Raw genomic sequence first — 25,320 nt, forward strand, 5'->3', positions numbered from 1 at the left:
TTACCCTCTTGCCGCTAATGCGGTGACGCAATCATAGGCTGCACCGCTGCGCAGAACATCCAGTACTTTTTGTGCGTTGGCTTTTAAATCTTCATGGCCATAAAGGCGCATTAACATGGCGACGTTGGCGGCGACAGCGGACTCATGCGCTGTCTCACCTTTACCTTGTAACAAGCGCGTCAGAATGTCACGGTTTTCTTCCGGCGTACCGCCAGCCAGTTCTTCCTGATGGTAAGGTTTAAGACCAAAGTCGGCGGCGGTCAGCTGATAGCTCTTGATCTCACCCTGATTAAGTTCGGCTACCACGGTTGGCGCATGCAGCGAAACTTCATCCATACCACCGCTGTGTACCACGGCGGCGCGTTGATAACCCAACACGCGCAGGGTTTCCGCAATCGGCAGCACCAGTTCCGGGCTGTAGACACCAATCAGCGCCAGCGGCGGATGCGCCGGGTTAATCAGCGGTCCCAGCACGTTAAACAACGTACGGGTTTTAAGCTGCTGGCGAACCGGCATCGCGTATCGGAACCCGGTGTGGTATTTCGGCGCGAACAGGAAACAGACGCCCAGTTCATCCAGCGCTTTTCGTGACTTATCAGCATTCATATCCAGATTGATGCCGAATGCAGCCAGTAAGTCCGATGATCCGGATTTGCTGGAGACGCTACGGTTGCCATGTTTCGCTACTTTCAACCCGCAGGCCGCCGCGACAAACGCGCTGGCGGTCGAGATGTTGATGCTGTTGCTGCCGTCGCCACCGGTGCCGACGATATCGGCGAACGGGTAGTCCGGGCGTGGAAATGGTGCTGCATTTTCCAGTAATGCGGTGGCCGCTCCGGCGATTTCAATCGGGCTCTCACCGCGAATTTTCATGCTAACCAGCGCGGCAGCCAGCTGCTCCGGCTTCACTTCGCCGCGAACGACGGCAGAAAAAAGCTGGTGGCTTTCCTGTTGCGTCAGGGTTTGCGCCTGATACAGTTTTTCCAGAATCGGTTGCAGCGTGTTGGTCTGCTCCAGTTTTTGCAGCGCCCATGCCAGGGTTTGTTCCAGCAGGCGTGCGCCCTGGGTCGTGAGAATTGATTCCGGGTGGAACTGGAAACCACACACGCGATCCGCATCGTGGCGAACCGCCATCACCATGCCGTTAAAGTGCGCGTTAATGGTTAAGCCCGCGGGAATATTGCTGCCGACCAGCGAGTGGTAGCGGGCAACCGGCAGCGGGTTGCTCAGCCCGGCAAACATCGCCTGGCCGTCGTGCTCAATGCTTGACGCTTTCCCGTGCAGGATTTCACCTGCCTGACCCACGTAGCCGCCATAGGCTTCGACAATCGCCTGATGCCCGAGGCAGATACCGATAATCGGCAATTTGCCGCGCATACGGGTCAACAGTTCCGGCATACAACCGGCTTCGGACGGTGCGCCAGGGCCTGGTGAGAGCATCAGCACCGGGTTTTTCATGGTGCCCAGACGCTCAATTAACGTTTGAGCGGGTACATGGTTGCGATAAATCACCACGTTGTGACCGTTGGCGCGTAGCTGATCTGCAAGGTTATAGGTGAATGAGTCGATATTATCGAGCAGCAGAATGTCAGCCATCAGAAAATCTCCTGTGCGTGGTGTGCGGTCGCGATTGCGCGCAGTACCGCGCGTGCTTTATTACGTGTTTCATCGGCTTCGGACTGGGGAACAGAATCCAGTACCACGCCTGCGCCAGCCTGAACGGTGGCGACGCCGTTTTCAACGAAGGCGGAGCGGATCACAATGCAGGTATCCAGATCGCCGTGAGCGGTGAAGTAGCCGACCGCGCCGCCGTAGCTGCCGCGACGCTTGCCCTCTGCGGCTGCGATAAGCTGCATCGCGCGAACCTTCGGTGCGCCGCTCAGGGTGCCCATGTTCATGCAGGCGCGATAGGCGTGCAGCACGTCGAGATCGTTACGCAGCTCGCCGACAACACGAGAAACCAGATGCATTACGAAGGAGTAACGGTCAACTTTGGTGAGGTCCGCCACATAGCGGCTACCCGGTGTACAAATGCGCGCCAGGTCATTACGCGCGAGGTCAACCAGCATCAGATGCTCCGACAGCTCTTTATGGTCGGTGCGCATTTCCAGCTCAATGCGGCTATCAAGGTCGCGGTCCAGAGAACCGTCTGCGCGACGACCGCGTGGGCGGGTACCGGCAATCGGGTAGATCTCAATCTGGCGGCTGGCGGCTTCATATTTCAGTGAGCTTTCCGGTGAAGCGCCGAACAGGGTGAAGTCGTTATCCTGCATGAAGAACATATACGGGCTTGGATTGCTCTTTTTCAGAACATCATAAGCGGCCAGCGGCGACGGGCAGGGCAGTGAGAAGCGACGCGACGGCACGACCTGGAAAATTTCCCCGGCGCGAATCGCTTTTTGCATTTTGCGCACCACATCACCGTACTCTTCATCGCTTTGGTTGGTCTCGCAGCGCATCTGTTCAACGGTTTCCACCGGCAAAGCCGCAGGCGGCTCGTTCAGTTGTTGACGCAGCTCCGCAATACGTTGCAGTAACCTGTCTTTTTCACTCAATGATGGCGTGAACAGGCTGGCCTGAATGCGCGTATTTTTGGTCTGGTGGTCAATCACCAGCAGGGTTTCCGCCAGGTAGAAGCAGTAGTCCGGGCAGGAGGTGTCGCTTTCAAGCGTTGGCAGGTCTTCAAAACCGGCCACCAGGTCATAAGCGAACAGCCCGCCGAAGAACATGGCATCACGTTCGTTTTCTGGCAGCGTCACCAGCGTTTGCAGCAGGCGGAACGCGTCAAATACCGACAGAGAGCAAAGACGCGCATCTTCATCCAGAAGTTGGCTGACTGCGGGGAAGGTCAGCACGCGGCCGCGGGCCTGATGCTGGTTGTCAACGCCCGCAGGCAGCGCCGCATCGAGCAATGGCAGCAGGGATGCGCCGTTGTCAGTCAGTGCCTGAATAGTGACAGTGTCACCGAGTGCGGTAATACGCAGCGCACTGTCGACCAGCAGCAGGCTTTTTAAATCGTTTTTGCTATCGATATCCGCAGATTCCAGCAGCAATGTGGCCGGGCGTGAACCGCACAGCTGATGAAACAGCGCGGTGGGGTTTTCACGATAAATCGCGTCACTGGTCAGAAGCTCAAGCGTTGGTTTTGATGTTTGCATTGTTTGTTTCGCCTGTTCTGTAAAATAAGTGTTCAATAAAAAGCCCGCTCAGTGGCGGGCCGGGTATCTGTTTGCATAATGCAGACGTGATGACACTGCCCGTTATCTGGGAGTGCGCCACCAACCATGCAGTACATTGATTTTCGTCTTCATTTGCCGATACCTTGCTTAAGTGAACTTGCGTACTAGTTAACTAGTTCGATGAGTCAAAGTCAACCCCTGATTTTAGAAATTCCTCAGTAAACGTTATGATGAGCCGTCTTATACGAATATTAGCCCAACGGGAGCCGTTTTGAGCGACACAACATACGCAGTGATTTACGATCTTCACAGCCATACCACCGCCTCTGATGGTCGATTGACGCCGGAAGCGCTGGTGCATCGCGCCCTGGAAATGCGCGTGGGTACGCTGGCGATCACCGATCACGACACTGTCGATGGCATCCCTCTGGCGCAGGCAGAGATCGCGCGCGCCGGGCTGGCGCTGAACTTAATAACCGGCGTTGAGATTTCGACGCTGTGGGAAAATCACGAAATTCATATTGTCGGCCTGAATATTGATATTGAGCACCCGGCCTTAACCGCCTTTCTGAATCAGCAAAAAGCGCGTCGAAACGAGCGGGCGGCGATGATTGCCGAACGTCTGGAGAAAGCGCATATTCCTGGCGCGCTGGAAGGCGCACAGCGTCTGGCCGACGGCGGGGCGGTAACACGCGGGCATTTCGCCCGTTTCCTGGTGGAGCAGGGGAAAGCGAACACCATTGGTGATGTGTTTAAAAAATATCTCGCGCGCGGGAAAACGGGATACGTTCCGCCACAGTGGTGTACAATAAGGGAAGCTATTGATGTCATTCATCATTCAGGCGGCGTGGCGGTAATGGCCCATCCGGCCCGTTACAACCTGTCTGCCAAGTGGCTAAAAAGATTGCTGGCCCACTTCAGTGAACAGGGTGGCGATGCGATGGAAGTCGCGCAGTGCCAGCAGGCGCCACACGAGCGCGCTCAGCTTGCAACCTATGCCCGAGAATACGCGCTACTGGCCTCGCAGGGTTCTGATTTTCATCAACCCTGCCCATGGATAGAACTGGGCCGTAAGCTGTGGCTACCCGCCGGGGTAGAGGGCATTTGGCAACGCTTCGAGACGCCACAGAATTCTACTGAGAGGGAAGTATGAGTCAGTTTTTTTACATTCACCCGGATAACCCGCAGGCGCGACTGATTAACCAGGCGGTTGAGATCGTGCGCAAAGGTGGGGTGATAGTCTACCCAACCGATTCCGGCTATGCGCTGGGCTGCAAAATTGAAGATAAAGGCGCGATGGAGCGCATCTGTCGTATTCGTCATCTGCCAGATGGCCATAACTTCACGCTGATGTGCCGTGACCTGTCCGAATTGTCGACCTATTCTTATGTCGATAACGTGGCGTTTCGTCTGATGAAAAACAACACACCGGGCAATTACACCTTCATCCTGAAAGGGACGAAAGAGGTGCCGCGCCGTCTGTTGCAGGAAAAGCGTAAAACCATCGGCATGCGCGTGCCGTCTAACCCGATTGCGCAGGCGCTGCTTGAGGCGTTAGGCGAGCCAATGCTTTCGACCTCCCTGATGTTACCGGGCAGCGAATTTACCGAATCTGACCCGGAGGAGATTAAAGATCGTCTGGAAAAAGTGGTCGATTTGATTATTCATGGTGGTTATCTGGGCCAACAACCGACCACGGTCATTGATTTAACTGACGACGAGCCAGTGGTGCTGCGTGAAGGCGTGGGCGATGTGAAGCCGTTCCTGTAAACGTGAATAAACCAGATGAATCTTTTCATCAGAAATTCATGTAAGATACGCGGCCACGAATTATTGTTATGGCGCACGTGGTGCGCCATTTGACGTGTAAAAGATACCTTTCAATGAGTTAGGGTTTAACTGAACTCAACGCATTGTTTTTGAAAGTATACCCAGACGCCTGTGAAGGCGACACCGGAAGGAAGCTCTATGAGCGATAAAAGCGAAAAACTGCAAAAAGTGCTGGCGCGTGCCGGCCACGGCTCCCGTCGTGAAATCGAGGCGATTATTGAAGCGGGGCGCGTGAGCGTCGACGGCAAAATCGCCAAACTCGGCGATCGCGTTGAAGTGATCCCTGGCCTTAAAATTCGTATTGATGGTCATCTGATTTCCGTTAAAGAATCCGTAGAACAAATTTGTCGCGTTCTGGCGTATTACAAGCCGGAAGGTGAACTCTGTACGCGTAACGACCCTGAAGGTCGCCCAACAGTATTCGATCGTCTGCCAAAACTGCGCGGTGCGCGCTGGATTGCTGTCGGTCGTCTGGACGTCAACACCTGCGGCCTGCTGCTGTTCACCACCGACGGTGAGCTGGCAAACCGCCTGATGCACCCAAGCCGCGAAGTTGAACGTGAATACGCCGTACGCGTGTTCGGTCAGATTGATGACAACAAAGTGCGCGAGCTGTCTCGCGGCGTACAGCTTGAAGATGGCCCGGCGGCGTTTAAAACCATCAAGTTTACCGGTGGGGAAGGCATCAACCAGTGGTACAACGTGACCCTGACGGAAGGTCGTAATCGCGAAGTGCGTCGTCTTTGGGAAGCCGTTGGCGTGCAGGTTAGCCGTCTTATCCGCGTTCGCTACGGCGATATTCCATTGCCGAAAGGCCTGCCGCGCGGCGGGTATACCGAACTGGATCTGGCGCAGACCAACTACCTGCGTGAGCTGGTTGAACTGCCGCCTGAAACCGCATCAAAAGTGGCGGTTGAGAAAGACAGACGTCGCATGAAGGCGAATCAGATTCGCCGTGCGGTAAAACGTCACAGCCAGGTCAGTAACCCGCGTCGTGGCGGGGGAAGCCGCAGCAACGGTTAATCAACCTCCTGATTATCAAGCCGGGCAAACAGCAATGTTTGCCCGGTTTTATTGTGCCTGACATTCCGCCTTCACTAAACGATACCAGCCCACCGAAAACTATTTGCCATCAACCTGCGGCAACGGTTACCCGACGAGCGTGAGCGCTGACATCGGCATTTCTTCGTTTAATAATCGATGCCAATCTGCGCTTTGATACCCGCGTCAAATGCATGTTTCACCGGGCGCAGTTCACTGACGGTATCGGCCATCTCGGTGATCTCACGGTGACAGCCGCGACCGGTGATAATCACCGACTGGTGCGCCGGGCGCTGGCGTAACGCGCTCAGCACCTCTTCCAGCGGCAGATAGTCATAGGCCACCATATAGGTCAGCTCATCCAGCACAACTAAGTCCAGCGATGCATCGGCCAGCATGCGTTTGGCATGTTGCCAGACGGCCATACAGGCGGCCGTATCGCTCTCGCGGTCCTGCGTATTCCAGGTAAAACCGGTCGCCATTACCTGAAACTCGACTCCGTGGGGCTCCAGCAAATTACGCTCACCATTGGGCCAGGTGCCTTTAATAAACTGGATGACACCGACTTTTTTGCCGTGTCCAACGGCGCGCGTCGCCGTCCCAAAGGCAGCGGTGGTTTTGCCTTTCCCGTTGCCGGTAAAGACCATCACAATGCCACGCTCTTCCTGAGCGGCAGCCACCCGGGCATCAACTTTATCTTTCACGCGCTGTTGGCGCTCGCGGTAACGTTCATCACTCATTGGGCAATCCCCGGTTTACGGCCTGGTTGGGCATCGAAAGTCATCCCTGTTTTGCGGCGGCTATCGTCGCCCATCAGCCACAAATAGAGCGGCATGATATCGGCAGGAGTTTTCAGTTTTAAAGGATCTTCCGTCGGGAACGCGCTGGCGCGCATGCCGGTTCGCGTGCCGCCGGGATTAATGCAGTTGACGCGCAGGCGGTTTTGATACTCCTCGGCGAGCACCTGCATCATTCCTTCGGTGGCGAATTTGGACACCGAATAGGCCCCCCAGTTGGCGCGCCCCTGGCGGCCTACGCTTGACGAGGTAAAGACCAGTGAGCCTGCTTCAGACTGCAACAACAGCGGCAGTAACGCCTGGGTTAACATAAAGGTACCGTTGACGTTGACCTGCATCACCTGCTGCCAGATGTCGGGCTTCTGTTCAGACATTGGCACTACCTCGCCGAGTAGCCCGGCGTTATGCAACACGCCGTCAAGGCGCGGGTAATGCATGCTTATTTGCTGAGCAACCTGCTGGCAATCCTGCGGTGTACAGGTGAGCAGGTCGAGTGTGAACCAACGTACGGGCAATCCGCCGTGATTTTCAATTTCTTGCGCGACGGCGCGTAATTTTTCTTCATTACGACCAAGTAAAACCACGCTGGCGCTATAGCGTGCGTAGGTGATGGCTGCTTCCCGACCAATACCATCACTGGCACCGGTGACTAAAATTATACGGTTTTGCAACAAATCGCGTTTGGGCTGGTAGTGCACGACGACTCCTTTGTGGCTTTTCGCTACCACAATCTGTGTTCTTTTCATGGCTTTTGGGCTTTATGCCCTAATCGCGCCACTATTTCAATCAGCCAGGAGGAGAGACAACGTAAAATTAACAATTTGCAATGATTTCATCAGCCAATTTGAATTACGGAAAGCGCCTCGCAGGCTTTAATCGTGGTCGAGACGTAGCGAATACGGTGTTGTACACTGGTCGCAGATTCAGTGGTTTTGTACAAGGTGAAAGCGTGGAAATTCTTTTTCAATATGGTCTGTTTTTGGCGAAGATCGTGACGGTTGTCGTCGCAATCATTGTAATCGCAGCACTTATTATCAATTTGTCACAGCGCAAGCGGCAACGTGGAGAGCTGCGGATAACCAATCTAAGCGAACAACACAAAGAGATGCAGGAAGATTTAGCGGTGGCGCTTCTCGACGGCCCACAGCAAAAACTCTGGCATAAAGAACAAAAGAAAAAAGCCAAACTTGAGGCAAAGGCGGCAAAAGCAAAGGCCAAACAGGGCAACGCAACGCCTTCAGGCAAATCGCGCGTGTGGGTGATTGATTTTAAAGGCAGTATGGATGCGCATGAAGTTGCCTCGCTGCGTGAAGAGGTTACTGCGGTGCTGACGGTCGCCACGCCGCAAGATGAAGTGGTGGTGCGTCTGGAAAGCCCTGGTGGCGTGGTGCACGGTTACGGCCTGGCGTCGTCTCAGCTACAACGCATCCGTGATAAGCAGATCCCGTTGACGGTGGCGGTCGATAAAGTGGCGGCCAGCGGCGGCTATATGATGGCCTGCGTGGCGAATAAAATCGTCGCTGCGCCGTTTGCCATTCTGGGCTCCATTGGCGTGGTCGCGCAAATTCCGAACCTACATCGTTTTCTGAAAAATAAAGATATTGATATCGAACTGCACACGGCAGGCCAGTATAAACGTACCCTGACGATGCTGGGGGAAAACACAGAAGAGGGGCGGCAGAAATTCCGCGAAGATCTTAACGAAACCCATCATCTTTTTAAGGCTTTCGTTAAAGAGATGCGGCCATCGCTTGATATCGACACGGTGGCGACCGGTGAGCACTGGTACGGCGTGCAGGCGCAGGAGAAAGGGCTGGTGGATGAAGTGGGTACCAGCGATGAACTGCTGCTGAACCTGATGAAAGATCGCGAAGTGATGAGCGTGAGTTATAAACAGCGCAAGAAAATGATGGACCGTTTCACCGGGAGTGCGGCAGAAAGTGCAGATCGCCTGTTGCTGCGCTGGTGGCAGCGGGGGCAAAAGCCGTTGATGTAAGTCTCAGGACAGCCCGGTAGGCTCACTGCCGGGCTGTGAGTTCGCCTGACTCAACGTGTGTTAGTCGACCAGGTGATATTTCTCGGAAAGCTGATGGGCAAGGTATTTAAACATGTTAAATACTGCCGTGCTTTTCGGCGTGGGCAGGCCTTGTTCATCCAGGAAATACTCGCCGCTGAATATCAATACGCCATTGCGCTGTTCTACGCCCGTGGCTTCGATGCCAGCTAAGGTATCTTCATGTTCACGGATGAGTCGGTTTGCTTCAATAAGCAGAGTTTGACGATCGATGGGTTGTGTATTACCAGACATTTTCTACTCCTCGAAAAACTTCCCCTAGTTTACGCCGGGCACGCGCTCGGGGCAAATACTCCCTTGAAACTTCAGGGCTATAGTTAAGGTTAAGCCTGTACCTGCCTTTCTGGCGCGTTTAACAAATGCGTGCTAATAAAGTTGCGTAACGAATTTTATCAGGTACAGTGTGACGCTTTCGGCAATCTGGCAACAGATTTGCTTGACATTCGACCGAAAATTCTTCGTGCTATAGCACCTGGCGGTAAAACGTCAGTGAACTCAACCGCCTGGCTTCAGGATGTGAAGTGGGTGGCTATAGGGTTGATATCCATTGAGACCGCCGCAACATACAAGGCTTGTCGCCAGTGGACAGGTGACTCAATGTGCGATGTATTCTGGAAGAATCAAATTAGGTAAAGGTGAATATGGGTAAAGCTCTCGTTATCGTTGAGTCCCCGGCAAAAGCCAAAACGATCAATAAGTATCTGGGTAATGACTACGTGGTTAAGTCCAGCGTCGGTCATATCCGCGATTTGCCGACAAGTGGCTCAGCCGCCAAAAAGAGCGCTGACTCTGCCTCCACCAAAACGGCCAAAAAGCCTAAAAAGGATGAACGTGGCGCGCTGGTTAACCGCATGGGCGTTGACCCATGGCATGACTGGAAAGCGCACTACGAAGTGCTCCCGGGTAAAGAAAAGGTAGTTTCAGAACTTAAGCAACTGGCGGAAAAAGCCGACCACATCTATCTCGCAACCGACCTTGACCGCGAAGGGGAAGCCATTGCATGGCACCTGCGGGAAGTGATTGGTGGAGATGATTCGCGCTATAGCCGCGTGGTGTTCAACGAAATTACAAAAAATGCGATTCGCCAGGCGTTTGAAAAGCCGGGCGAACTGAATATCGATCGTGTTAACGCGCAGCAGGCGCGTCGCTTTATGGACCGCGTTGTGGGCTATATGGTGTCGCCGTTACTGTGGAAAAAAATCGCCCGCGGTTTGTCCGCAGGCCGCGTGCAATCCGTTGCCGTGCGTCTGGTAGTTGAGCGTGAGCGAGAAATCAAAGCCTTCGTGCCGGAAGAGTTCTGGGACGTGGTTGCGAGTACCACTACTCCGGGCGACGACGCGTTGCCGCTGGAAGTAACGCACCAGAAAGACAAAGCCTTCCGTCCGGTAAGTCGCGACGAGACAATGGCTGCCGTTGGCCTGCTGGAAAAAGCGAGCTTCAGCGTCCTTGAACGTGAAGATAAACCGACCAGCAGCAAACCTGGCGCGCCGTTTATCACTTCCACGTTACAGCAAGCCGCCAGCACCCGTCTGGGCTTTGGCGTGAAAAAAACCATGATGATGGCACAGCGTCTGTATGAAGCGGGCCACATCACTTATATGCGTACCGACTCTACCAACCTGAGCCAGGACGCAGTGAGCATGGTGCGTGGTTATATCGGCGATAACTTTGGCGATAAATATCTGCCGAAGAACCCGAACCAGTACGCCAGCAAAGAGAATTCTCAGGAAGCGCACGAAGCGATTCGTCCTTCCGATGTCTCGGTGGTTGCTGAATCGCTGAAAGATATGGAAGCCGATGCGCAGAAACTGTATCAGCTGATCTGGCGTCAGTTTGTTGCCTGTCAGATGACACCGGCACAGTACGACTCCACGACGCTGACGGTGCAGGCGGGTGATTTCAAACTCAAGGCGCGCGGTCGTACCCTGCGTTTTGATGGTTGGACTAAGGTGATGCCTGCGCTGCGCAAAGGCGATGAAGACCGCACGCTGCCGATGGTTAATCAGGGAGACAAACTCTCTCTGGTTGAACTGACGCCAGCTCAGCACTTCACCAAACCGCCGGCGCGCTTTAGCGAAGCCTCACTGGTTAAAGAGCTGGAAAAACGCGGTATTGGCCGTCCGTCTACCTATGCGTCGATCATTTCGACCATTCAGGATCGCGGCTATGTGCGTACGGAAAACCGCCGTTTCTACGCTGAAAAAATGGGTGAGATCGTCACCGATCGTCTGGAAGCGAACTTCCGCGAACTGATGAACTACGATTTTACCGCTCAGATGGAAGACCATCTCGACCGCGTGGCAAACCACGAAGCCGAGTGGAAGCAGGTGCTGGATCTCTTCTTCGGTGATTTCACCAAACAGCTCGAAACAGCTGAGAAACCGCCTGAAGAGGGCGGCATGCAGCCGAACGAGATAGTGTTGACCAGTATCGATTGTCCGACCTGTGGTCGCAAGATGGGCATTCGTACCGCCAGTACGGGGGTATTCCTGGGCTGCTCCGGTTATGCGCTGTCGCCGAAAGAGCGCTGTAAAACCACCATCAACCTGGTGCCGGAAAACGAAGTGCTGAACGTGCTGGAAGGCGATGACGCTGAAACCAACGCGCTGCGCGCGAAACGTCGTTGCCAGAAGTGTGGCACGGCAATGGACAGCTATCTCATCGATCCGAAACGTAAGCTGCACGTTTGCGGTAATAACCCGACCTGCGACGGTTACGAAATCGAAGAGGGTGAATTCCGCATTAAGGGTTATGACGGCCCGATCGTTGAGTGTGAGAAATGTGGTTCTGAAATGCACCTGAAAATGGGGCGTTTTGGTAAGTACATGGCCTGCACTAACGAAGAGTGTAAGAACACCCGTAAGATCCTGCGCAACGGCGAAGTGGCACCGCCGAAAGAAGATCCGGTTCCGCTGCCGGAGTTGCCGTGCGAGAAATCGGACGCCTACTTCGTACTGCGTGACGGTGCTGCCGGTGTGTTCCTGGCGGCGAACACCTTCCCTAAATCGCGTGAAACCCGCGCGCCGTTGGTCGAAGAGCTGTTCCGATTCCGCGATCGTCTGCCGGAGAAACTGCGTTATCTGGCCGATGCGCCGCAGGAAGATCCGCAAGGTAACAAGACGATGGTGCGCTTCAGCCGTAAGACGAAGCAGCAGTATGTTTCTTCTGAGAAAGAGGGTAAAGCGACCGGTTGGTCTGCCTTCTTTGTCGACGGTAAATGGGTCGAAGCGAAGAAATAATTGTCACCTGACAAACCGCACAAAGGGCCGATCATCGGCCCTTTTTTATAACCGCGTTATTATTTTTTGTTCCCATCTATACACACTTGCTATAAATGATATAGTGGTTATAGCAAACACTTTTCTTATTATTAAATCGTATTAATAGCGTATCACTACGCAACCGGATACCGCGCCATGAAACTACAGCAGCTCCGCTATATCGTTGAAGTTGTTAACCATAACCTCAACGTCTCCTCTACCGCTGAAGGCTTGTACACCTCACAGCCGGGCATCAGTAAACAGGTCAGAATGCTGGAAGATGAGCTGGGTATCCAGATTTTTGCGCGCAGTGGTAAGCACCTGACGCAGGTTACGCCAGCCGGGCAGGAAATTATTCGCATTGCCCGTGAAGTGCTTTCGAAAGTGGATGCCATCAAATCTGTGGCGGGCGAACACACCTGGCCGGACAAAGGCTCGTTGTACGTCGCCACAACGCATACCCAGGCGCGCTACGCGCTTCCCGGCGTGATTAAGGGCTTTATCGAGCGTTATCCGCGCGTTTCTCTGCACATGCATCAGGGCTCGCCAACGCAGATTGCCGAAGCGGTTTCGAAAGGGAATGCGGATTTTGCCATCGCCACGGAAGCGCTGCACCTGTATGACGATCTGGTTATGCTGCCGTGTTACCACTGGAACCGTTCCATAGTGGTGACGCCGGAGCATCCGCTGGCGTCGAAAACGTCGGTCACAATAGAAGAACTGGCCCAGTATCCACTGGTCACCTATACCTTTGGTTTTACCGGGCGCTCAGAGCTCGATACCGCGTTTAACCGCGCTGGCCTGACGCCGCGCATTGTTTTCACCGCCACGGATGCCGACGTTATCAAAACCTACGTTCGCCTCGGGTTGGGGGTAGGGGTGATTGCCAGCATGGCCGTTGACCCGGTTTCTGATCCTGATCTGGTTAAACTGGATGCTGACGGTATTTTCAGCCACAGCACCACTAAAATCGGCTTCCGTCGCAGCACTTTCCTGCGCAGCTACATGTATGATTTTATTCAACGCTTTGCGCCGCATTTAACGCGCGACGTTATTGATACCGCGGTAGCGTTGCGCTCCAATGAAGACATCGAGGCGATGTTCAAAGATATTAAATTGCCAGAGAAGTAATTCACTAAATTCCGAACGGTATCTCCTTTGCGGAGATACCGTCTGAACCGTAATAATACCTCTCCTCATTCTCATCCCCTAAATCATCTTGCTCTCGATATGCCCTTATATTTTTCATTAGTTTGGCTAATGTATTGCCAGTGAGGGCATAAAAGTAGAAACGATTTCCCCTTAAGGCAAATTTTACAGTTCAATTATTTATTTTTGGTCAAAAGATTAAATAAATGCGTCCGCCTGGCTGGCGAAAGCACTGGATTTTTGACTAGATTTTATTTAGGATTTGTCTCAGTGATGATTAATCGTACCGATTGTTTGGTGCCAAAATGATAAGTAATATCGATTGTAAGAGGTTGTCGATGCCGTCAGGAACCAAAGGTCCACAGCGCGATCCGCACGTGAAGCGTAAAGCCTGGGCGTCGGTGTTTCTGGGGTCTGCGCTATTTTGGGTGGTTGTAGCACTGCTTGTCTGGAAGTACTGGGGCTGATCATGTTTATCTCCAGTCGTCCCCGGCCAACACAGCCCAAGCCGCAGCCGGAGAAACAGGATAAGGTCAAAATTCCTGAATCATGGGAATTGACCCCCGAACAACGTGAATTTATTGAGTCGTTTAATCCTGGTGAGCGCAAAAAAAAATAATAGCAGGGTGGCTCGCCCAACATACCTTCCGCATTCGCACTGACTTTTAAATACACCACAGCAACGGTCTGTCGACACCATGTCGGCTGAATGCACTCATGCATAAAAAGGTGTAAGCAAAATGAATACGCATCACAATTTGAAATACTGGTCATGGATGGGCGCGCTGTCGGCTTCACTTCTGTTTTGGGGGCAGATTATCTGGCTGCTGTGCCGGTAAATTTGCGGCGCAATAATCTCCGTCTTCCTTCCTTCTCACGCCTGGCCTCTGCGCCGGGCGTTTTAATTTCACAGAATAGTCTCAACAATTTTATCAATTAGAGTTGTTATCAAAACGTTACGACATCTTTGTGTTATCTTTAATGCGTACCCTGAGGAGTGTCAGGGGATTGCAAGTCCCGTTACACATAAAGGAGGAGCTATGTCGTCAACACTACGAGAAGCCAGTAAGGACGCGCTGCACACGCAAGATAAAACCTATCACTACTACAGCTTACCGCTGGCAGCCAACACGCTGGGTGACATTTCCCGTCTACCCAAATCACTCAAAGTCCTGCTGGAAAACCTGTTGCGCTGGCAGGATGGGGATTCTGTTACGGAAGAGGATATTAAAGCCCTGGCCGGGTGGGTGAAAACTGCCCATGTTGACCGGGAGATTGCCTACCGCCCGGCGAGGGTCTTGATGCAGGATTTCACCGGCGTACCAGCGGTCGTGGATTTGGCTGCCATGCGCGAAGCGGTGAAGCGTCTGGGCGGCGACACCGCGAAGGTTAATCCGCTTTCGCCGGTCGACCTGGTCATTGACCACTCGGTTACCGTGGATCATTTCGGCGACGATGATGCTTTCGCAGAAAACGTGCGCCTGGAGATGGAGCGCAACCATGAACGCTATGTGTTCCTGCGCTGGGGCCAGCAGGCGTTCAGCCGATTTAGCGTTGTGCCGCCGGGTACAGGGATCTGCCACCAGGTTAACCTTGAGTATCTGGGTAAAGCGGTCTGGAGCGAATTACAAAACGATGAATGGGTTGCTTACCCGGACACGCTGGTCGGCACCGATTCACACACCACGATGATTAATGGCCTTGGCGTGCTGGGCTGGGGCGTCGGGGGAATTGAGGCAGAAGCCGCGATGCTCGGCCAGCCAGTTTCTATGTTGATTCCGGATGTGGTGGGCTTCAAGTTAACCGGCAAGCTCAGCGAAGGGATTACCGCCACCGACCTGGTGCTGACCGTCACCCAGATGCTGCGTAAACACGGCGTGGTGGGGAAATTTGTTGAATTCTATGGCGATGGTCTGGACTCTTTGCCGCTGGCGGACCGTGCCACCATCGCTAACATGTCGCCGGAATATGGCGCAACCTGCGGCTTCTTCCCGATTGATGGCGTTACGCTCGATTACATGCGCCTGAGTGGACGCAGCGATGAGCAGGTTGCACTGGTCGAAGCCTATGCTAAAGCACAGGGGATGTGGCGCAACACCGGTGATGAACCGATTTTCACCAGCAGTCTCGAACTGGACATGGGCACGGTCGAAGCGAGTCTTGCCGGGCCGAAACGCCCACAGGATCGCGTCGCTTTGGGCGATGTACCTAAAGCCTTTGCCGCCGCGACAGAGCTGGAAGTGAACACCGCGCAGAAAGATAAGCAGCCGGTAGAATATACGCTCAAAGGTGAAACCGTACCGCTGCCAGACGGCGCGGTGGTGATTGCCGCCATCACCTCCTGTACCAATACGTCCAACCCGAGCGTTCTAATGGCGGCGGGTCTGCTGGCGAAAAAAGCCGCTGAGCTGGGCCTGAAGCCGAAGCCGTGGGTGAAAGCCTCCCTGGCGCCGGGGTCGAAGGTGGTTTCTGATTATCTCGCCCACGCACGTCTCACCCCCTACCTGGATAAACTTGGCTTTAACCTCGTGGGCTATGGCTGTACCACCTGTATCGGTAACTCTGGCCCGCTACCAGAACCTATCGAAACGGCGATTAAGAAGGGCGACCTGACCGTTGGGGCGGTGCTTTCCGGTAACCGTAACTTCGAAGGGCGTATTCATCCGTTGGTGAAAACCAACTGGCTGGCCTCGCCGCCGCTGGTGGTGGCCTATGCGCTGGCCGGAAACATGAACGTCAACCTGGCAAGCGACCCGCTGGGTCACGATCAAAAAGGCGATCCGGTTTACCTCAAAGATATCTGGCCGAGCAGCCAGGAGATCGCCAAAGCGGTGCAGCAGGTTTCCACCGAGATGTTCCGTAAAGAGTATGCGGAAGTCTTCGAAGGCACACCGGAATGGAAAGCTATCACCGTCGCGGAATCGGATACCTACAACTGGCAGGATGACTCTACCTATATTCGCCTGTCGCCGTTCTTTGACGATATGGAAGCCCAGCCGAAGCCGGTAGAGGATATCCATGGGGCACGTATTCTGGCAATGCTGGGTGATTCCGTCACCACCGACCACATCTCTCCGGCGGGCAGCATTAAACCGGACAGCCCGGCGGGGCGCTTCCTGCAGGCGCGCGGGGTTGAACGTCGCGACTTCAACTCGTATGGTTCCCGCCGCGGTAACCACGAAGTGATGATGCGCGGTACCTTTGCCAACATTCGCATCCGCAACGAAATGGTGCCAGGGGTAGAAGGGGGGATGACGCGCCTGTTGCCAGGTTCAGAAGTGATGTCGATTTATGATGCGGCGATGGCGTATCAGAAGCAGGGCACCCCCCTGGCGGTGATTGCCGGGAAAGAGTATGGCTCCGGTTCCAGCCGCGACTGGGCGGCGAAGGGGCCGCGTCTGCTGGGCGTGCGAGTGGTGATCGCGGAATCCTTTGAGCGTATTCACCGTTCCAACCTGATCGGTATGGGGATTCTGCCACTGGAATTCCCGCAGGGTGAAACGCGGCAGTCGCTGGGGTTGACCGGGGAAGAGCTGCTGGATATTCCGGATTTACAGCAGCTTAAACCGGGCGCCACGATACCAGTAACCGTGACGCGCGCCGACGGTACCAGGGAAACACTGGCTTGCCGTTGCCGTATCGATACGCAGACAGAACTGACGTACTACCAAAACGATGGCATCCTGCATTACGTGATTCGTAATATGCTGGATTGATTCTGTTTAATGCCAGGCCCGACTCGCGAAAGCAGTCGGGTTTTTTTATACATATTACTAATATTATTAGCAATTACGTTAAAATAAATAATGGATTTATTAGTTTTATTAGCTTGTATTTTATTCTGGTTGTGCAATGGTGTTGTTTTATTTAAAACATTCATGGTAATTATATCTAAAGCCAGGTGCTGCAAGGCTTTGATGGCGATCACACGTTGAAAGTATTGAATTATTTCTACTGTGATATTGATCGCGATGTCGTTATGAGTTTTACGGGATGATACGGCATTATTTATTTGCCCCGAGGCTGTCATGAATGAAAATAAGTGGTTAGGGTTGGCATGGATCTCGCCCTATATTATTGGATTGTTAGTGTTTACCGCCTTTCCCTTTGTCTCTTCTTTTCTGTTGAGTTTTACCCAATATGATTTGATGAGCCCACCTGAGTTTAACGGCATTGAAAACTACCGTTACATGGTCTCAGAGGATCCGCTGTTCTGGAAATCCCTTGCGGTCACGTTTGTGTACGTATTCGTTACTATCCCGTTGAAGCTGATGTTTTCGCTGTTCATCGCCTTCGTGCTGAATTTCAAACTGCGTGGTATCGGTTTTTTCCGCACGGCGTACTACATTCCCTCCATTCTCGGTAGCTCTGTCGCCATTGCGGTACTGTGGCGCGCGCTGTTTGCTATCGACGGCCTGTTGAACAGTTTTACCGGCGTATTCGGTCTGGATCCCATCAACTGGCTGGGTGAGCCGCCGCTGGCACTGTTTTCCGTAACGCTGCTCAGTGTGTGGCAGTTTGGTTCCTCAATGGTTATCTTCCTTGCCGCACTGCAAAACGTGCCGCAGTCGCAGTACGAAGCAGCGATGATCGATGGCGCCGCCAAGTGGCAAATGTTCCTGAAAATTACCGTACCACTGATTACGCCGGTCATTTTCTTCAACTTCATTATGCAAACCAGCGGCGCATTCCAGGAGTTTACTGCACCGTTTGTTATCACCGGCGGCGGCCCAACCTACTATACCTACCTGTTCTCACTCTACATCTACGATACCGCCTTCAAGTATTTCGACATGGGATACGGTGCTGCGCTGGCATGGGTGCTGTTCCTGGTGGTGGCCATCTTCGCGTTATTGGCCTTTAAGTCATCGAAATATTGGGTCTTCTACTCAGCCGACAAGGGAGGTAAAAATGAGTGATCAACATATCATGACGGCAACCGCAACGGATGCGGCGAACGAGGTGGCCCGCACGCTGCGTCGCGAAAAAATCAGCCGTAATATTCGCTATGTGATTTTACTGCTGGTTGGTTTGCTGATGCTCTATCCGCTGGCGTGGATGTTCTCCGCCGCGTTCAAGCCGAATAGCGAGATTTTCACCACCCTGAACCTCTGGCCGACCCACGCTACCTGGGACGGGTTTATCAACGGCTGGAAAACCGGCACGGAATATCACTTCGGCCACTACATGCTCAATACATTTAAGTATGTGATCCCAAAAGTGATTCTGACTATTATCTCCTCCACCATTGTGGCTTACGGTTTTGCCCGCTTTGAAATCCCGTGGAAGAAATTCTGGTTTGCCACGCTTATCGCCACCATGCTGCTGCCGAGTACCGTGTTGCTGATCCCGCAATATCTGATGTTCCGCGAAATGGGTATGCTGAACAGCTATCTGCCGCTTTACCTGCCCACCGCGTTCGCCACGCAAGGGTTCTTCGTCTTTATGCTGGTGCAGTTCTTGCGCGGCGTGCCGCGCGACATGGAAGAGGCCGCGCAAATCGATGGCTGTAACTCCTGGCAAGTGCTGTGGTATGTACTGGTGCCGATTCTTAAACCGGCGATTATCTCTGTTGCGCTGTTCCAGTTTATGTGGTCGATGAACGACTTTATCGGCCCGCTGATTTACGTCTACAGCGTGGATAAATATCCGATTGCGCTGGCGCTGAAAATGTCTATCGACGTCACGGAAGGGGCGCCGTGGAACGAAATTCTGGCAATGGCGAGCATCTCCATTCTGCCATCTATCATTGTGTTCTTCCTGGCGCAGCGTTACTTCGTCCAGGGCGTATCCAGCAGCGGAATTAAAGGCTAAGAGGGAATATCATGGCTGAAGTGATTTTTAATAAACTGGAAAAGGTGTACTCCAACGGCTTCAAAGCGGTACATGGTATCGACCTGAACATTGCCGATGGCGAATTTATGGTGATTGTTGGCCCCTCCGGCTGTGCGAAATCCACGACCCTGCGTATGCTCGCCGGGCTGGAAACCATCAGCGGCGGTGAAATTCGAATCGGCGAAAAAGTGGTGAACAACCTGCCACCAAAAGCGCGCGGCATTGCGATGGTGTTCCAGAACTACGCGCTTTATCCGCACATGACCGTGCGGGAAAATCTGGCATTTGGTTTGAAACTGAGCAAACTGCCGAAAGAACAAATCAATCAACAGGTTGAAGACGCCGCCAAACTTCTGGAACTGGAAGAACTGCTGGATCGCTTGCCGCGTCAGCTTTCCGGTGGTCAGGCTCAGCGCGTGGCGGTAGGGCGCGCAATCGTCAAAAAGCCGGATGTATTTTTATTTGATGAGCCGCTCTCGAACCTCGATGCCAAGCTGCGCGCATCCATGCGTATTCGTATTTCGGATCTGCATAAGCAGCTCAAGAAATCGGGCAAGCCGGCGACAACCGTATACGTGACCCACGATCAAACCGAAGCGATGACCATGGGCGACCGTATTTGCGTGATGAAGTTGGGCCACATCATGCAGGTCGATACGCCAGATAACCTGTACCACAAACCGAAAAACATGTTTGTCGCGGGCTTTATTGGCGCGCCAGAAATGAACATTAAACCGGCAAAAATTGTGCGTCGCGATGACGGCCTCCATATCACCGTCGGCGAAGATTTACTGGCCCTGAATGCGAGTCAGCAGGATAAAGTGGCGCACTACGTTGATAAAGACGTGCACTTTGGCATTCGCCCTGAATATGTTGATGTTTCCACGACGTCATTCGGCGCGAGCTGCGGGCGAGGGAAGTTAATCCGTATTGAAAACATGGGGCATGAATATTTTCTGTATTTACAGGTCGGGGATGTTGAATTGACGGCGCGGATCTCATCCGATCAGGCGAAACCGATTATCGACAATGGATTACAGCAGCAGGTGTGGTTCCGTTTTGAGATGGACAAATGCCACATTTTTGACGGGGAAACGCAGGAAAATATTTCGCTGTAAAAAAGCCCGCCAGGTTCGCTGGCGGGCTTTATGTTTACTCTTCTTTCAACAGGTGGCCCATCTTGGCCGCCTTGGTATCGAGATAGTAGGCGTTTTTCGGGTTGCGTCCCACAATCAGCGGGACGCGCTCTACGATGTTGATACCCGCTTCGGTCAGGATCTCAACCTTTTTCGGGTTATTGGTCAGCAGACGCACCTCGTCCACGCCCAGCAGCTTGAACATATCTGCACACAGGGTGAAGTCGCGCTCATCGGCGGCAAAGCCGAGCTGGTGGTTGGCTTCAACGGTATCGTAGCCCTGATCCTGCAACGCATAGGCGCGAATTTTATTCAACAGGCCGATATTACGACCTTCCTGACGATGATAAAGCAGAATGCCACGGCCTTCTTCCGCGATGTGCGTGAGGGCCGCTTCAAGCTGGAAACCGCAATCACAGCGCAGGCTAAAGAGCGCATCGCCCGTCAGACATTCGGAGTGAACGCGTGCCAGTACCGGGGTTTGCCCGGAAATGTCACCAAAAACCAGGGCGACGTGATCCTGCCCGGTTGCCAGTTCTTCAAAGCCCACCATCAGGAAATCGCCCCAGGGGGTTGGCAGTTTGGCTTCTGCCACACGTTTAAGCTGCATGTGATTCTCCAGATTATGTCAGCGCCATTAGCGCTTTCTGTTTTTTGTATTTTGCCACAACGTGCTTTGGTTCACCTAATAGTGCGCAAGTGACTGCTGTTAAAGCGCACAATTTTGACAGTTTCGCCGTTATGTTATTATTCGGTTATTATTGAGGATTCAGAGACAAAGGAGCCGTTATGCTAACAATTGCCAGACGAACTGCCGTGGGGGCCGCCGCATTGTTAGCGATGCCGCTCGCAGTCTGGATCTCCGGCTGGACCTGGCAGCCTGGACATTCAGAAATGTGGCTGAAAGCGCTGTATTGGGTCACGGAAACGGTCACTCAACCGTGGGGAATCATTACCCACGTGGTGCTATTTGGCTGGTTTTTATGGTGTCTGCGCTTTCGTCTGCGTCCGGCTATCATGCTCTTTGCGATTCTTGCCGGGGCGATAATGATCGGGCAGGGGGCGAAATCCTGGGTGAAAAGTGTGGCTCAGGAACCGCGGCCTTTTGTTATCTGGCTGGAAAAAACGCACCATATTCCCGTTGATGAGTTCTACACTTTAAAGCGTAAGGATCGCGGCGCGCTGGTCAAAGAACAGCTTGCACAACAACAGGATATCCCTTCGTTCTTGCGTAAGCACTGGCAAAAAGAGACTGGGTTTGCGTTTCCGTCCGGGCATACCATGTTTGCGGCCAGTTGGGCGCTGCTGGCGGTTGGCTTGCTGTGGCCCCGTCGACGCACGTTCACCATCGCGATTTTGCTGGTATGGGCAACGGCGGTTATGGGCAGTCGCCTGCTGTTAGGCATGCACTGGCCACGCGATTTAGTGGCGGCAACGTTGATGTCCTGGCTGCTGGTTACTGTGGCGACCTGGCTTGCACAAAAAATATGCGGCCCACTGTCACCACCGGGTGAAGAAGCGCAGGAAATCAGGAAACGCGAGCAGGAAAAGTGAGTGAGGGTTGATTTTCCCCCCTTTAACCCTCAAATCCTGAACTGGCCGCGTGCTTTTCCATTTCGTCTACGCGGCGAAAATGGTACTTTATAAGGCTTGATGCGATAGATCGAACGGGATTTATCAGCTGAAACCACATAACGGGAAGTCGTGTGAAATATTTTCTCATTTTCTTATTGGTGTTAGCGGTCTTTGTCATTTCAGTGACGCTGGGCGCACAGAACGATCAGCTCGTGACCTTTAACTATTTACTGGCGCAGGGCGAGTTCAGAATCTCAACATTACTGGCGGTATTGTTTGCCGTAGGTTTTGCGATTGGCTGGTTGGTTTGTGGCCTGTTCTGGCTGCGCGTGCGTGTTTCTCTGCTGCGTGCAGAGCGTAAACTTAAACGTCTGGAAAATCAGATTGCGCCTGAGAGTGTGCCGTCCGTAAACCCGACCGTGCCAGTAACGAAGGAATAACGATTTATGCTGGAGTTGTTGTTTCTGCTCTTACCCGTTGCGGCAGCCTATGGTTGGTATATGGGGCGCAGAAGTGCACAACAGTCCAAACAGGACGAAGCAAGCCGTTTGTCACGTGATTATGTGGCAGGGGTTAACTTTCTCTTAAGTAACCAGCAAGACAAAGCGGTTGACCTGTTCCTTGACATGTTAAAAGAGGATACCGGCACCGTGGAAGCCCACCTTACGCTGGGCAACCTGTTCCGTTCACGCGGCGAGGTTGACCGCGCCATCCGTATTCACCAAACCTTAATGGAAAGCGCCTCGCTGACCTACGATCAGCGTCTGCTGGCGGTACAACAGCTGGGGCGTGACTACATGGCCGCCGGGCTCTATGACCGCGCAGAAGACATGTTCAGTCAACTGGTGGATGAAACAGATTTTCGTATCAGCGCGCTGCAACAGCTGTTGCAAATCGCGCAACTTACCAGCGACTGGCAAAAGGCTATCGACGTGGCCGAACGCCTGGTGAAACTCGGTAAAGAGAAGCATCGCGGCGAAATCGCCCATTTCTGGTGCGAACTGGCCCTGCAACAGATGGGCAACGATGATATGGATAAAGCAATGACGCTGCTGAAGAAGGGCGCGTCTGCCGATCCATCCAGCGCGCGCGTCTCTATCATGATGGGCCGCGTCTGGATGGCGAAGGGCGATTACGCGAAAGCGCGTGAAAGCCTGCTGCGCGTCATCGATCAGGACAAAGAACTGGTCAGTGAAACACTGGAAATGCTGCAAACCTGTTATCAACAACTGGGTAAAATCGATGAGTGGGAATCTTTCCTGCAACGCTGCGTAGAGGAAAATACCGGTGCTGCGGCAGAACTGATGCTGGCGCAAGTGCTCGATCAGCGTGAGGGCGGTGAGGTCGCGCAAACCTACGTGACACGACAGTTACAGCGGCATCCTACGATGCGCGTCTTCCATAAATTGATGGATTATCACCTCAATGAAGCAGAAGAAGGGCGCGCGAAAGAGAGCCTGATGGTGCTGCGAGACATGGTTGGCGAGCAGATCCGCAGTAAACCGCGCTATCGCTGCCAGAAGTGTGGCTTCACTGCCTATACGCTTTACTGGCACTGTCCATCTTGCCGCGCGTGGTCCACCGTTAAGCCGATTCGCGGCCTCGACGGGCAGTAATATTTAAAAAAACACTCGCTTTAGTTACAACATACTTTTCATTTTTTACCCCTCGCACATTCAGCATCGAGCGTGTCAGGCTCAGCAGGGCGAATCGCGCCTGTCAATTTGCCCCACTCGCAGGTAGAATGCTCGCCGTTTACCTTTTCTGCGCCTGAATAGCCGGGCGCCTATCAACAAGAAGGTCTGGTCATGACGTCTACTGCTTCATCTTCTTCCCGTATTGTCACATCCTCTCCCGTCGTTGTTGCTCTCGATTACGATAACCGCGATAAAGCGCTCGCTTTTGTTGACCGTATCGATCCGCGCGACTGCCGTCTGAAAGTCGGAAAAGAGATGTTCACGCTGTTTGGCCCGCAATTCGTGCGTGATTTACAGCAACGTGGCTTTGATATCTTCCTGGACCTGAAATTCCACGATATCCCGAATACCACCGCCCATGCCGTTGCGGCAGCGGCAGAGTTGGGCGTGTGGATGGTGAACGTACATGCATCGGGTGGGGCGCGCATGATGACGGCGGCGCGCGAAGCGTTACTGCCATTCGGAAAAGATGCGCCGTTGCTGATTGCGGTCACCGTGCTGACCAGTATGGAAGCCAGCGATCTGGTGGATCTTGGCGTGACGTTGTCACCTGCGGATTATGCCGCCAAACTGGCTAAACTGACACGTGATTGCGGCCTCGATGGCGTGGTGTGCTCCGCGCAAGAAGCGGTGCGCTTCAAGCAGGAACTGGGTCAGGCATTTAAACTGGTGACCCCGGGTATTCGCCCAGAAGGCAGTGAAGCGGGTGACCAGCGCCGTATCATGACGCCTGAACAGGCACAAGCGGCAGGCGTAGACTACATGGTCATAGGCCGTCCGGTAACCCAATCAGCGGACCCGGCGATGACATTGCGCACCATTAATGCCTCGCTGCAAAAGGAGGCGTAATGAGCGACTCCAATAGCCGTCTGGTGTACTCCACCGACAGCGGTCGTATCGACGAACCAAAGGTCGTTGTGGAACGCCCAAAAGGTGATGGCATTGTGCGTATTCAGCGCCAGACCAGCGGGCGGAAAGGCAAGGGCGTGTGCCTGATTACGGGCATCGATCAGGATGATGAATCACTGGCAAAACTGGCTGCAGAGCTGAAAAAGAAATGTGGCTGCGGCGGCTCAGTGAAAGATGGCGTGATTGAAATTCAGGGCGATAAGCGCGACCTGCTCAAAACATTACTCGAAGCTAAAGGGCTGAAAGTAAAACTGGCGGGTGGTTAAGAAACAAAAAGGGCCCCGATAAACATCGGGGCCCTGAATTCTTATTTCAAATATACGGACGATTAATTATTTGCCCACCTGGTGGCCGATAATCCCGCCGACTGCCGCGCCACCCAGGGTACCCAGGGTGCTGCCGTCAGTTAATACTGCACCGCCCAGCGCGCCTGCGCCAGCGCCAATAGCTGTGTTACGGTCGCGTTTGGACCAGTTTGAACATGCGCTCAGTGACATTACTAAAGTGGCAGCAATTACCGCTGCAGTGATTTTTTTGTTCATTGAAGTCATCGTATTTTCTCCTGAATATTCGATTCACGGAAAAAGCCTTTTTTAATTTTAGCCGCAGGCCAGAGATAAAAACGGCTTATGTCGTGAAGCATGTTGCGCAGGTTGTAGAACTGTTACTTAGTCACGCAAGTGATAGTTACTTCCTGTTATATCGCTAACATTAATTCTACTTTCTTATCGTATATTAGACAGGTAAAAAGTCCTAATTGAGCCTTAGGAAAAATCTCATAGCGGAATAAAGAGAACAATACGAGGAATGGATGTTTTGCGAGGGGAAAGGCCCCTCT

General features: G+C 53.3%; 25 protein-coding genes and 1 other annotated feature. Of the genes, 18 read left to right on the forward strand and 7 right to left on the reverse strand.

Features of this window, described 5'->3' with window-relative positions; all coding sequences use genetic code 11:
• Together trpD and NMC31_RS04480 are read right to left on the reverse strand one after the other, a co-directional pair.
• The gene (gene trpD, locus NMC31_RS04475; protein ID WP_015964659.1) at positions 1-1,596 is read right to left on the reverse strand and encodes a bifunctional anthranilate synthase glutamate amidotransferase component TrpG/anthranilate phosphoribosyltransferase TrpD; all 1,596 of its coding nucleotides are present in this window, start codon (positions 1,594-1,596) and stop codon (positions 1-3) included.
• The gene (locus tag NMC31_RS04480) at positions 1,596-3,158 is read right to left on the reverse strand and encodes an anthranilate synthase component 1 (protein WP_253897099.1); all 1,563 of its coding nucleotides are present in this window, start codon (positions 3,156-3,158) and stop codon (positions 1,596-1,598) included. The genes trpD and NMC31_RS04480 overlap by 1 nt, the downstream gene beginning before the upstream one ends.
• 34 nt (positions 3,159-3,192) lie before the next feature.
• Positions 3,193-3,287, reverse strand: a sequence feature (Trp leader region).
• Between the two features lie 163 nt (positions 3,288-3,450).
• Here NMC31_RS04480 and rnm point away from each other — a divergent pair.
• The 3 genes from rnm (at position 3,451) to rluB (ending at position 6,032) form a co-directional block, all read left to right on the forward strand.
• On the forward strand, positions 3,451-4,332 hold the full coding sequence (gene rnm / locus NMC31_RS04485; RefSeq protein ID WP_253897100.1) for an RNase RNM: 882 nt from the start codon (positions 3,451-3,453) through the stop codon (positions 4,330-4,332).
• On the forward strand, positions 4,329-4,949 hold the full coding sequence (locus NMC31_RS04490) for an L-threonylcarbamoyladenylate synthase (protein ID WP_253897101.1): 621 nt from the start codon (positions 4,329-4,331) through the stop codon (positions 4,947-4,949). The genes rnm and NMC31_RS04490 overlap by 4 nt, the downstream gene beginning before the upstream one ends.
• 198 nt (positions 4,950-5,147) lie before the next feature.
• Positions 5,148-6,032, forward strand: coding sequence for a 23S rRNA pseudouridine(2605) synthase RluB (gene rluB, locus NMC31_RS04495; protein WP_149464601.1), 885 nt, complete (start codon positions 5,148-5,150; stop codon positions 6,030-6,032).
• Between the two features lie 167 nt (positions 6,033-6,199).
• Here the strand turns inward: rluB and cobO are convergent, their stop codons facing one another.
• On the reverse strand, positions 6,200-6,790 hold the full coding sequence (gene cobO / locus NMC31_RS04500; protein WP_231827506.1) for a cob(I)yrinic acid a,c-diamide adenosyltransferase: 591 nt from the start codon (positions 6,788-6,790) through the stop codon (positions 6,200-6,202).
• Positions 6,787-7,545 (reverse strand): YciK family oxidoreductase, encoded by a 759-nt coding sequence (locus NMC31_RS04505; RefSeq protein ID WP_015964652.1) that lies wholly within the window; start codon positions 7,543-7,545, stop codon positions 6,787-6,789. The genes cobO and NMC31_RS04505 overlap by 4 nt, the downstream gene beginning before the upstream one ends.
• Positions 7,546-7,796: 251 nt before the next feature.
• Between NMC31_RS04505 and sohB the strand changes: the two genes are divergently transcribed.
• Complete coding sequence (gene sohB, locus NMC31_RS04510; protein ID WP_253897102.1) at positions 7,797-8,843, forward strand: protease SohB; 1,047 nt, start codon at positions 7,797-7,799, stop codon at positions 8,841-8,843.
• 60 nt (positions 8,844-8,903) lie between these two features.
• Here the strand turns inward: sohB and NMC31_RS04515 are convergent, their stop codons facing one another.
• Complete coding sequence (locus NMC31_RS04515; protein WP_015964650.1) at positions 8,904-9,155, reverse strand: YciN family protein; 252 nt, start codon at positions 9,153-9,155, stop codon at positions 8,904-8,906.
• 407 nt (positions 9,156-9,562) lie between these two features.
• On the opposite strand from NMC31_RS04515, the gene topA reads away from it, so the two are divergent.
• The 9 genes from topA to NMC31_RS04560 all read left to right on the forward strand — a co-directional run bounded on the left by topA (position 9,563) and on the right by NMC31_RS04560 (position 20,283).
• Entirely contained in the window at positions 9,563-12,160 is a 2,598-nt protein-coding gene (gene topA / locus NMC31_RS04520) for a type I DNA topoisomerase (RefSeq protein WP_253897103.1), read from the forward strand.
• Positions 12,161-12,337: 177 nt separating this feature from the next.
• On the forward strand, positions 12,338-13,312 hold the full coding sequence (gene cysB / locus NMC31_RS04525; protein WP_253897104.1) for an HTH-type transcriptional regulator CysB: 975 nt from the start codon (positions 12,338-12,340) through the stop codon (positions 13,310-13,312).
• A gap of 323 nt (positions 13,313-13,635) precedes the next feature.
• Positions 13,636-13,797, forward strand: coding sequence for a YmiA family putative membrane protein (locus NMC31_RS04530; protein WP_083867130.1), 162 nt, complete (start codon positions 13,636-13,638; stop codon positions 13,795-13,797).
• A 2-nt stretch (positions 13,798-13,799) separates the two neighbouring features.
• Positions 13,800-13,949 carry a YciX family protein gene (locus tag NMC31_RS04535; protein ID WP_253897105.1) on the forward strand — a complete coding sequence of 50 codons (150 nt, stop codon included), beginning with the start codon at positions 13,800-13,802 and terminating at the stop codon, positions 13,947-13,949.
• Between the two features lie 121 nt (positions 13,950-14,070).
• Positions 14,071-14,169 (forward strand): small membrane protein YmiC, encoded by a 99-nt coding sequence (gene ymiC, locus NMC31_RS04540; protein WP_229837649.1) that lies wholly within the window; start codon positions 14,071-14,073, stop codon positions 14,167-14,169.
• A gap of 201 nt (positions 14,170-14,370) precedes the next feature.
• Positions 14,371-17,046, forward strand: coding sequence for an aconitate hydratase AcnA (acnA, locus tag NMC31_RS04545; protein ID WP_253897106.1), 2,676 nt, complete (start codon positions 14,371-14,373; stop codon positions 17,044-17,046).
• Between the two features lie 312 nt (positions 17,047-17,358).
• Positions 17,359-18,249 carry a carbohydrate ABC transporter permease gene (locus NMC31_RS04550; protein WP_253897107.1) on the forward strand — a complete coding sequence of 297 codons (891 nt, stop codon included), beginning with the start codon at positions 17,359-17,361 and terminating at the stop codon, positions 18,247-18,249.
• The gene (locus NMC31_RS04555; RefSeq protein WP_149464608.1) at positions 18,242-19,144 is read left to right on the forward strand and encodes a carbohydrate ABC transporter permease; all 903 of its coding nucleotides are present in this window, start codon (positions 18,242-18,244) and stop codon (positions 19,142-19,144) included. The genes NMC31_RS04550 and NMC31_RS04555 overlap by 8 nt, the downstream gene beginning before the upstream one ends.
• Before the next feature lie 11 nt (positions 19,145-19,155).
• A complete protein-coding gene (locus NMC31_RS04560) occupies positions 19,156-20,283 on the forward strand; it encodes an ABC transporter ATP-binding protein (RefSeq protein WP_149464609.1) in 1,128 nt (375 codons plus the stop codon).
• Between the two features lie 34 nt (positions 20,284-20,317).
• Here NMC31_RS04560 and ribA read toward each other — a convergent pair whose 3' ends face one another.
• Entirely contained in the window at positions 20,318-20,911 is a 594-nt protein-coding gene (gene ribA, locus NMC31_RS04565; RefSeq protein ID WP_015964640.1) for a GTP cyclohydrolase II, read from the reverse strand.
• A 179-nt stretch (positions 20,912-21,090) separates the two neighbouring features.
• Here ribA and pgpB point away from each other — a divergent pair, with 179 nt between their 5' ends.
• From pgpB to yciH, 5 genes are all read left to right on the forward strand, one after another.
• Entirely contained in the window at positions 21,091-21,855 is a 765-nt protein-coding gene (gene pgpB / locus NMC31_RS04570) for a phosphatidylglycerophosphatase B (RefSeq protein ID WP_253897108.1), read from the forward strand.
• Positions 21,856-22,007: 152 nt separating this feature from the next.
• Positions 22,008-22,316: a LapA family protein gene (locus NMC31_RS04575; RefSeq protein WP_253897109.1), complete on the forward strand. Its 309-nt coding sequence runs from the start codon at positions 22,008-22,010 to the stop codon at positions 22,314-22,316.
• Between the two features lie 6 nt (positions 22,317-22,322).
• A complete protein-coding gene (gene lapB, locus NMC31_RS04580; protein WP_149464611.1) occupies positions 22,323-23,492 on the forward strand; it encodes a lipopolysaccharide assembly protein LapB in 1,170 nt (389 codons plus the stop codon).
• Between the two features lie 192 nt (positions 23,493-23,684).
• Complete coding sequence (pyrF, locus tag NMC31_RS04585; RefSeq protein ID WP_253897110.1) at positions 23,685-24,422, forward strand: orotidine-5'-phosphate decarboxylase; 738 nt, start codon at positions 23,685-23,687, stop codon at positions 24,420-24,422.
• Positions 24,422-24,748, forward strand: a complete 327-nt coding sequence (gene yciH, locus NMC31_RS04590; protein WP_253897111.1) for a stress response translation initiation inhibitor YciH — start codon at positions 24,422-24,424, stop codon at positions 24,746-24,748. Before pyrF ends, yciH begins: the two co-directional genes overlap by 1 nt.
• Before the next feature lie 66 nt (positions 24,749-24,814).
• On the opposite strand, the gene osmB is transcribed toward yciH, so the two are convergent.
• Positions 24,815-25,033, reverse strand: coding sequence for an osmotically-inducible lipoprotein OsmB (gene osmB, locus NMC31_RS04595; RefSeq protein ID WP_015964634.1), 219 nt, complete (start codon positions 25,031-25,033; stop codon positions 24,815-24,817).
• Between the last annotated feature and the right edge of the window lie 287 nt (positions 25,034-25,320).

Source organism: Pseudocitrobacter vendiensis, from assembly GCF_943590815.1.
Lineage (GTDB): Bacteria > Pseudomonadota > Gammaproteobacteria > Enterobacterales > Enterobacteriaceae > Pseudocitrobacter > Pseudocitrobacter vendiensis.

Bases quoted from the DNA above. Each gene is read 5' to 3' on its own strand.
- trpD (WP_015964659.1), bottom strand. From the start codon at position 1,596: ATGGCTGACATTCTGCTGCTCGATAATATCGACTCATTCACCTATAAC.
- NMC31_RS04480 (WP_253897099.1), bottom strand. From the start codon at position 3,158: ATGCAAACATCAAAACCAACGCTTGAGCTTCTGACCAGTGACGCGATT.
- NMC31_RS04490 (WP_253897101.1), top strand. From the start codon at position 4,329: ATGAGTCAGTTTTTTTACATTCACCCGGATAACCCGCAGGCGCGACTG.
- rluB (WP_149464601.1), top strand. From the start codon at position 5,148: ATGAGCGATAAAAGCGAAAAACTGCAAAAAGTGCTGGCGCGTGCCGGC.
- cobO (WP_231827506.1), bottom strand. From the start codon at position 6,790: ATGAGTGATGAACGTTACCGCGAGCGCCAACAGCGCGTGAAAGATAAA.
- NMC31_RS04515 (WP_015964650.1), bottom strand. From the start codon at position 9,155: ATGTCTGGTAATACACAACCCATCGATCGTCAAACTCTGCTTATTGAA.
- topA (WP_253897103.1), top strand. From the start codon at position 9,563: ATGGGTAAAGCTCTCGTTATCGTTGAGTCCCCGGCAAAAGCCAAAACG.
- cysB (WP_253897104.1), top strand. From the start codon at position 12,338: ATGAAACTACAGCAGCTCCGCTATATCGTTGAAGTTGTTAACCATAAC.
- NMC31_RS04530 (WP_083867130.1), top strand. From the start codon at position 13,636: ATGATAAGTAATATCGATTGTAAGAGGTTGTCGATGCCGTCAGGAACC.
- NMC31_RS04535 (WP_253897105.1), top strand. From the start codon at position 13,800: ATGTTTATCTCCAGTCGTCCCCGGCCAACACAGCCCAAGCCGCAGCCG.
- ymiC (WP_229837649.1), top strand. From the start codon at position 14,071: ATGAATACGCATCACAATTTGAAATACTGGTCATGGATGGGCGCGCTG.
- acnA (WP_253897106.1), top strand. From the start codon at position 14,371: ATGTCGTCAACACTACGAGAAGCCAGTAAGGACGCGCTGCACACGCAA.
- NMC31_RS04550 (WP_253897107.1), top strand. From the start codon at position 17,359: ATGAATGAAAATAAGTGGTTAGGGTTGGCATGGATCTCGCCCTATATT.
- NMC31_RS04555 (WP_149464608.1), top strand. From the start codon at position 18,242: ATGAGTGATCAACATATCATGACGGCAACCGCAACGGATGCGGCGAAC.
- NMC31_RS04560 (WP_149464609.1), top strand. From the start codon at position 19,156: ATGGCTGAAGTGATTTTTAATAAACTGGAAAAGGTGTACTCCAACGGC.
- ribA (WP_015964640.1), bottom strand. From the start codon at position 20,911: ATGCAGCTTAAACGTGTGGCAGAAGCCAAACTGCCAACCCCCTGGGGC.
- pgpB (WP_253897108.1), top strand. From the start codon at position 21,091: ATGCTAACAATTGCCAGACGAACTGCCGTGGGGGCCGCCGCATTGTTA.
- lapB (WP_149464611.1), top strand. From the start codon at position 22,323: ATGCTGGAGTTGTTGTTTCTGCTCTTACCCGTTGCGGCAGCCTATGGT.
- pyrF (WP_253897110.1), top strand. From the start codon at position 23,685: ATGACGTCTACTGCTTCATCTTCTTCCCGTATTGTCACATCCTCTCCC.
- yciH (WP_253897111.1), top strand. From the start codon at position 24,422: ATGAGCGACTCCAATAGCCGTCTGGTGTACTCCACCGACAGCGGTCGT.
- osmB (WP_015964634.1), bottom strand. From the start codon at position 25,033: ATGACTTCAATGAACAAAAAAATCACTGCAGCGGTAATTGCTGCCACT.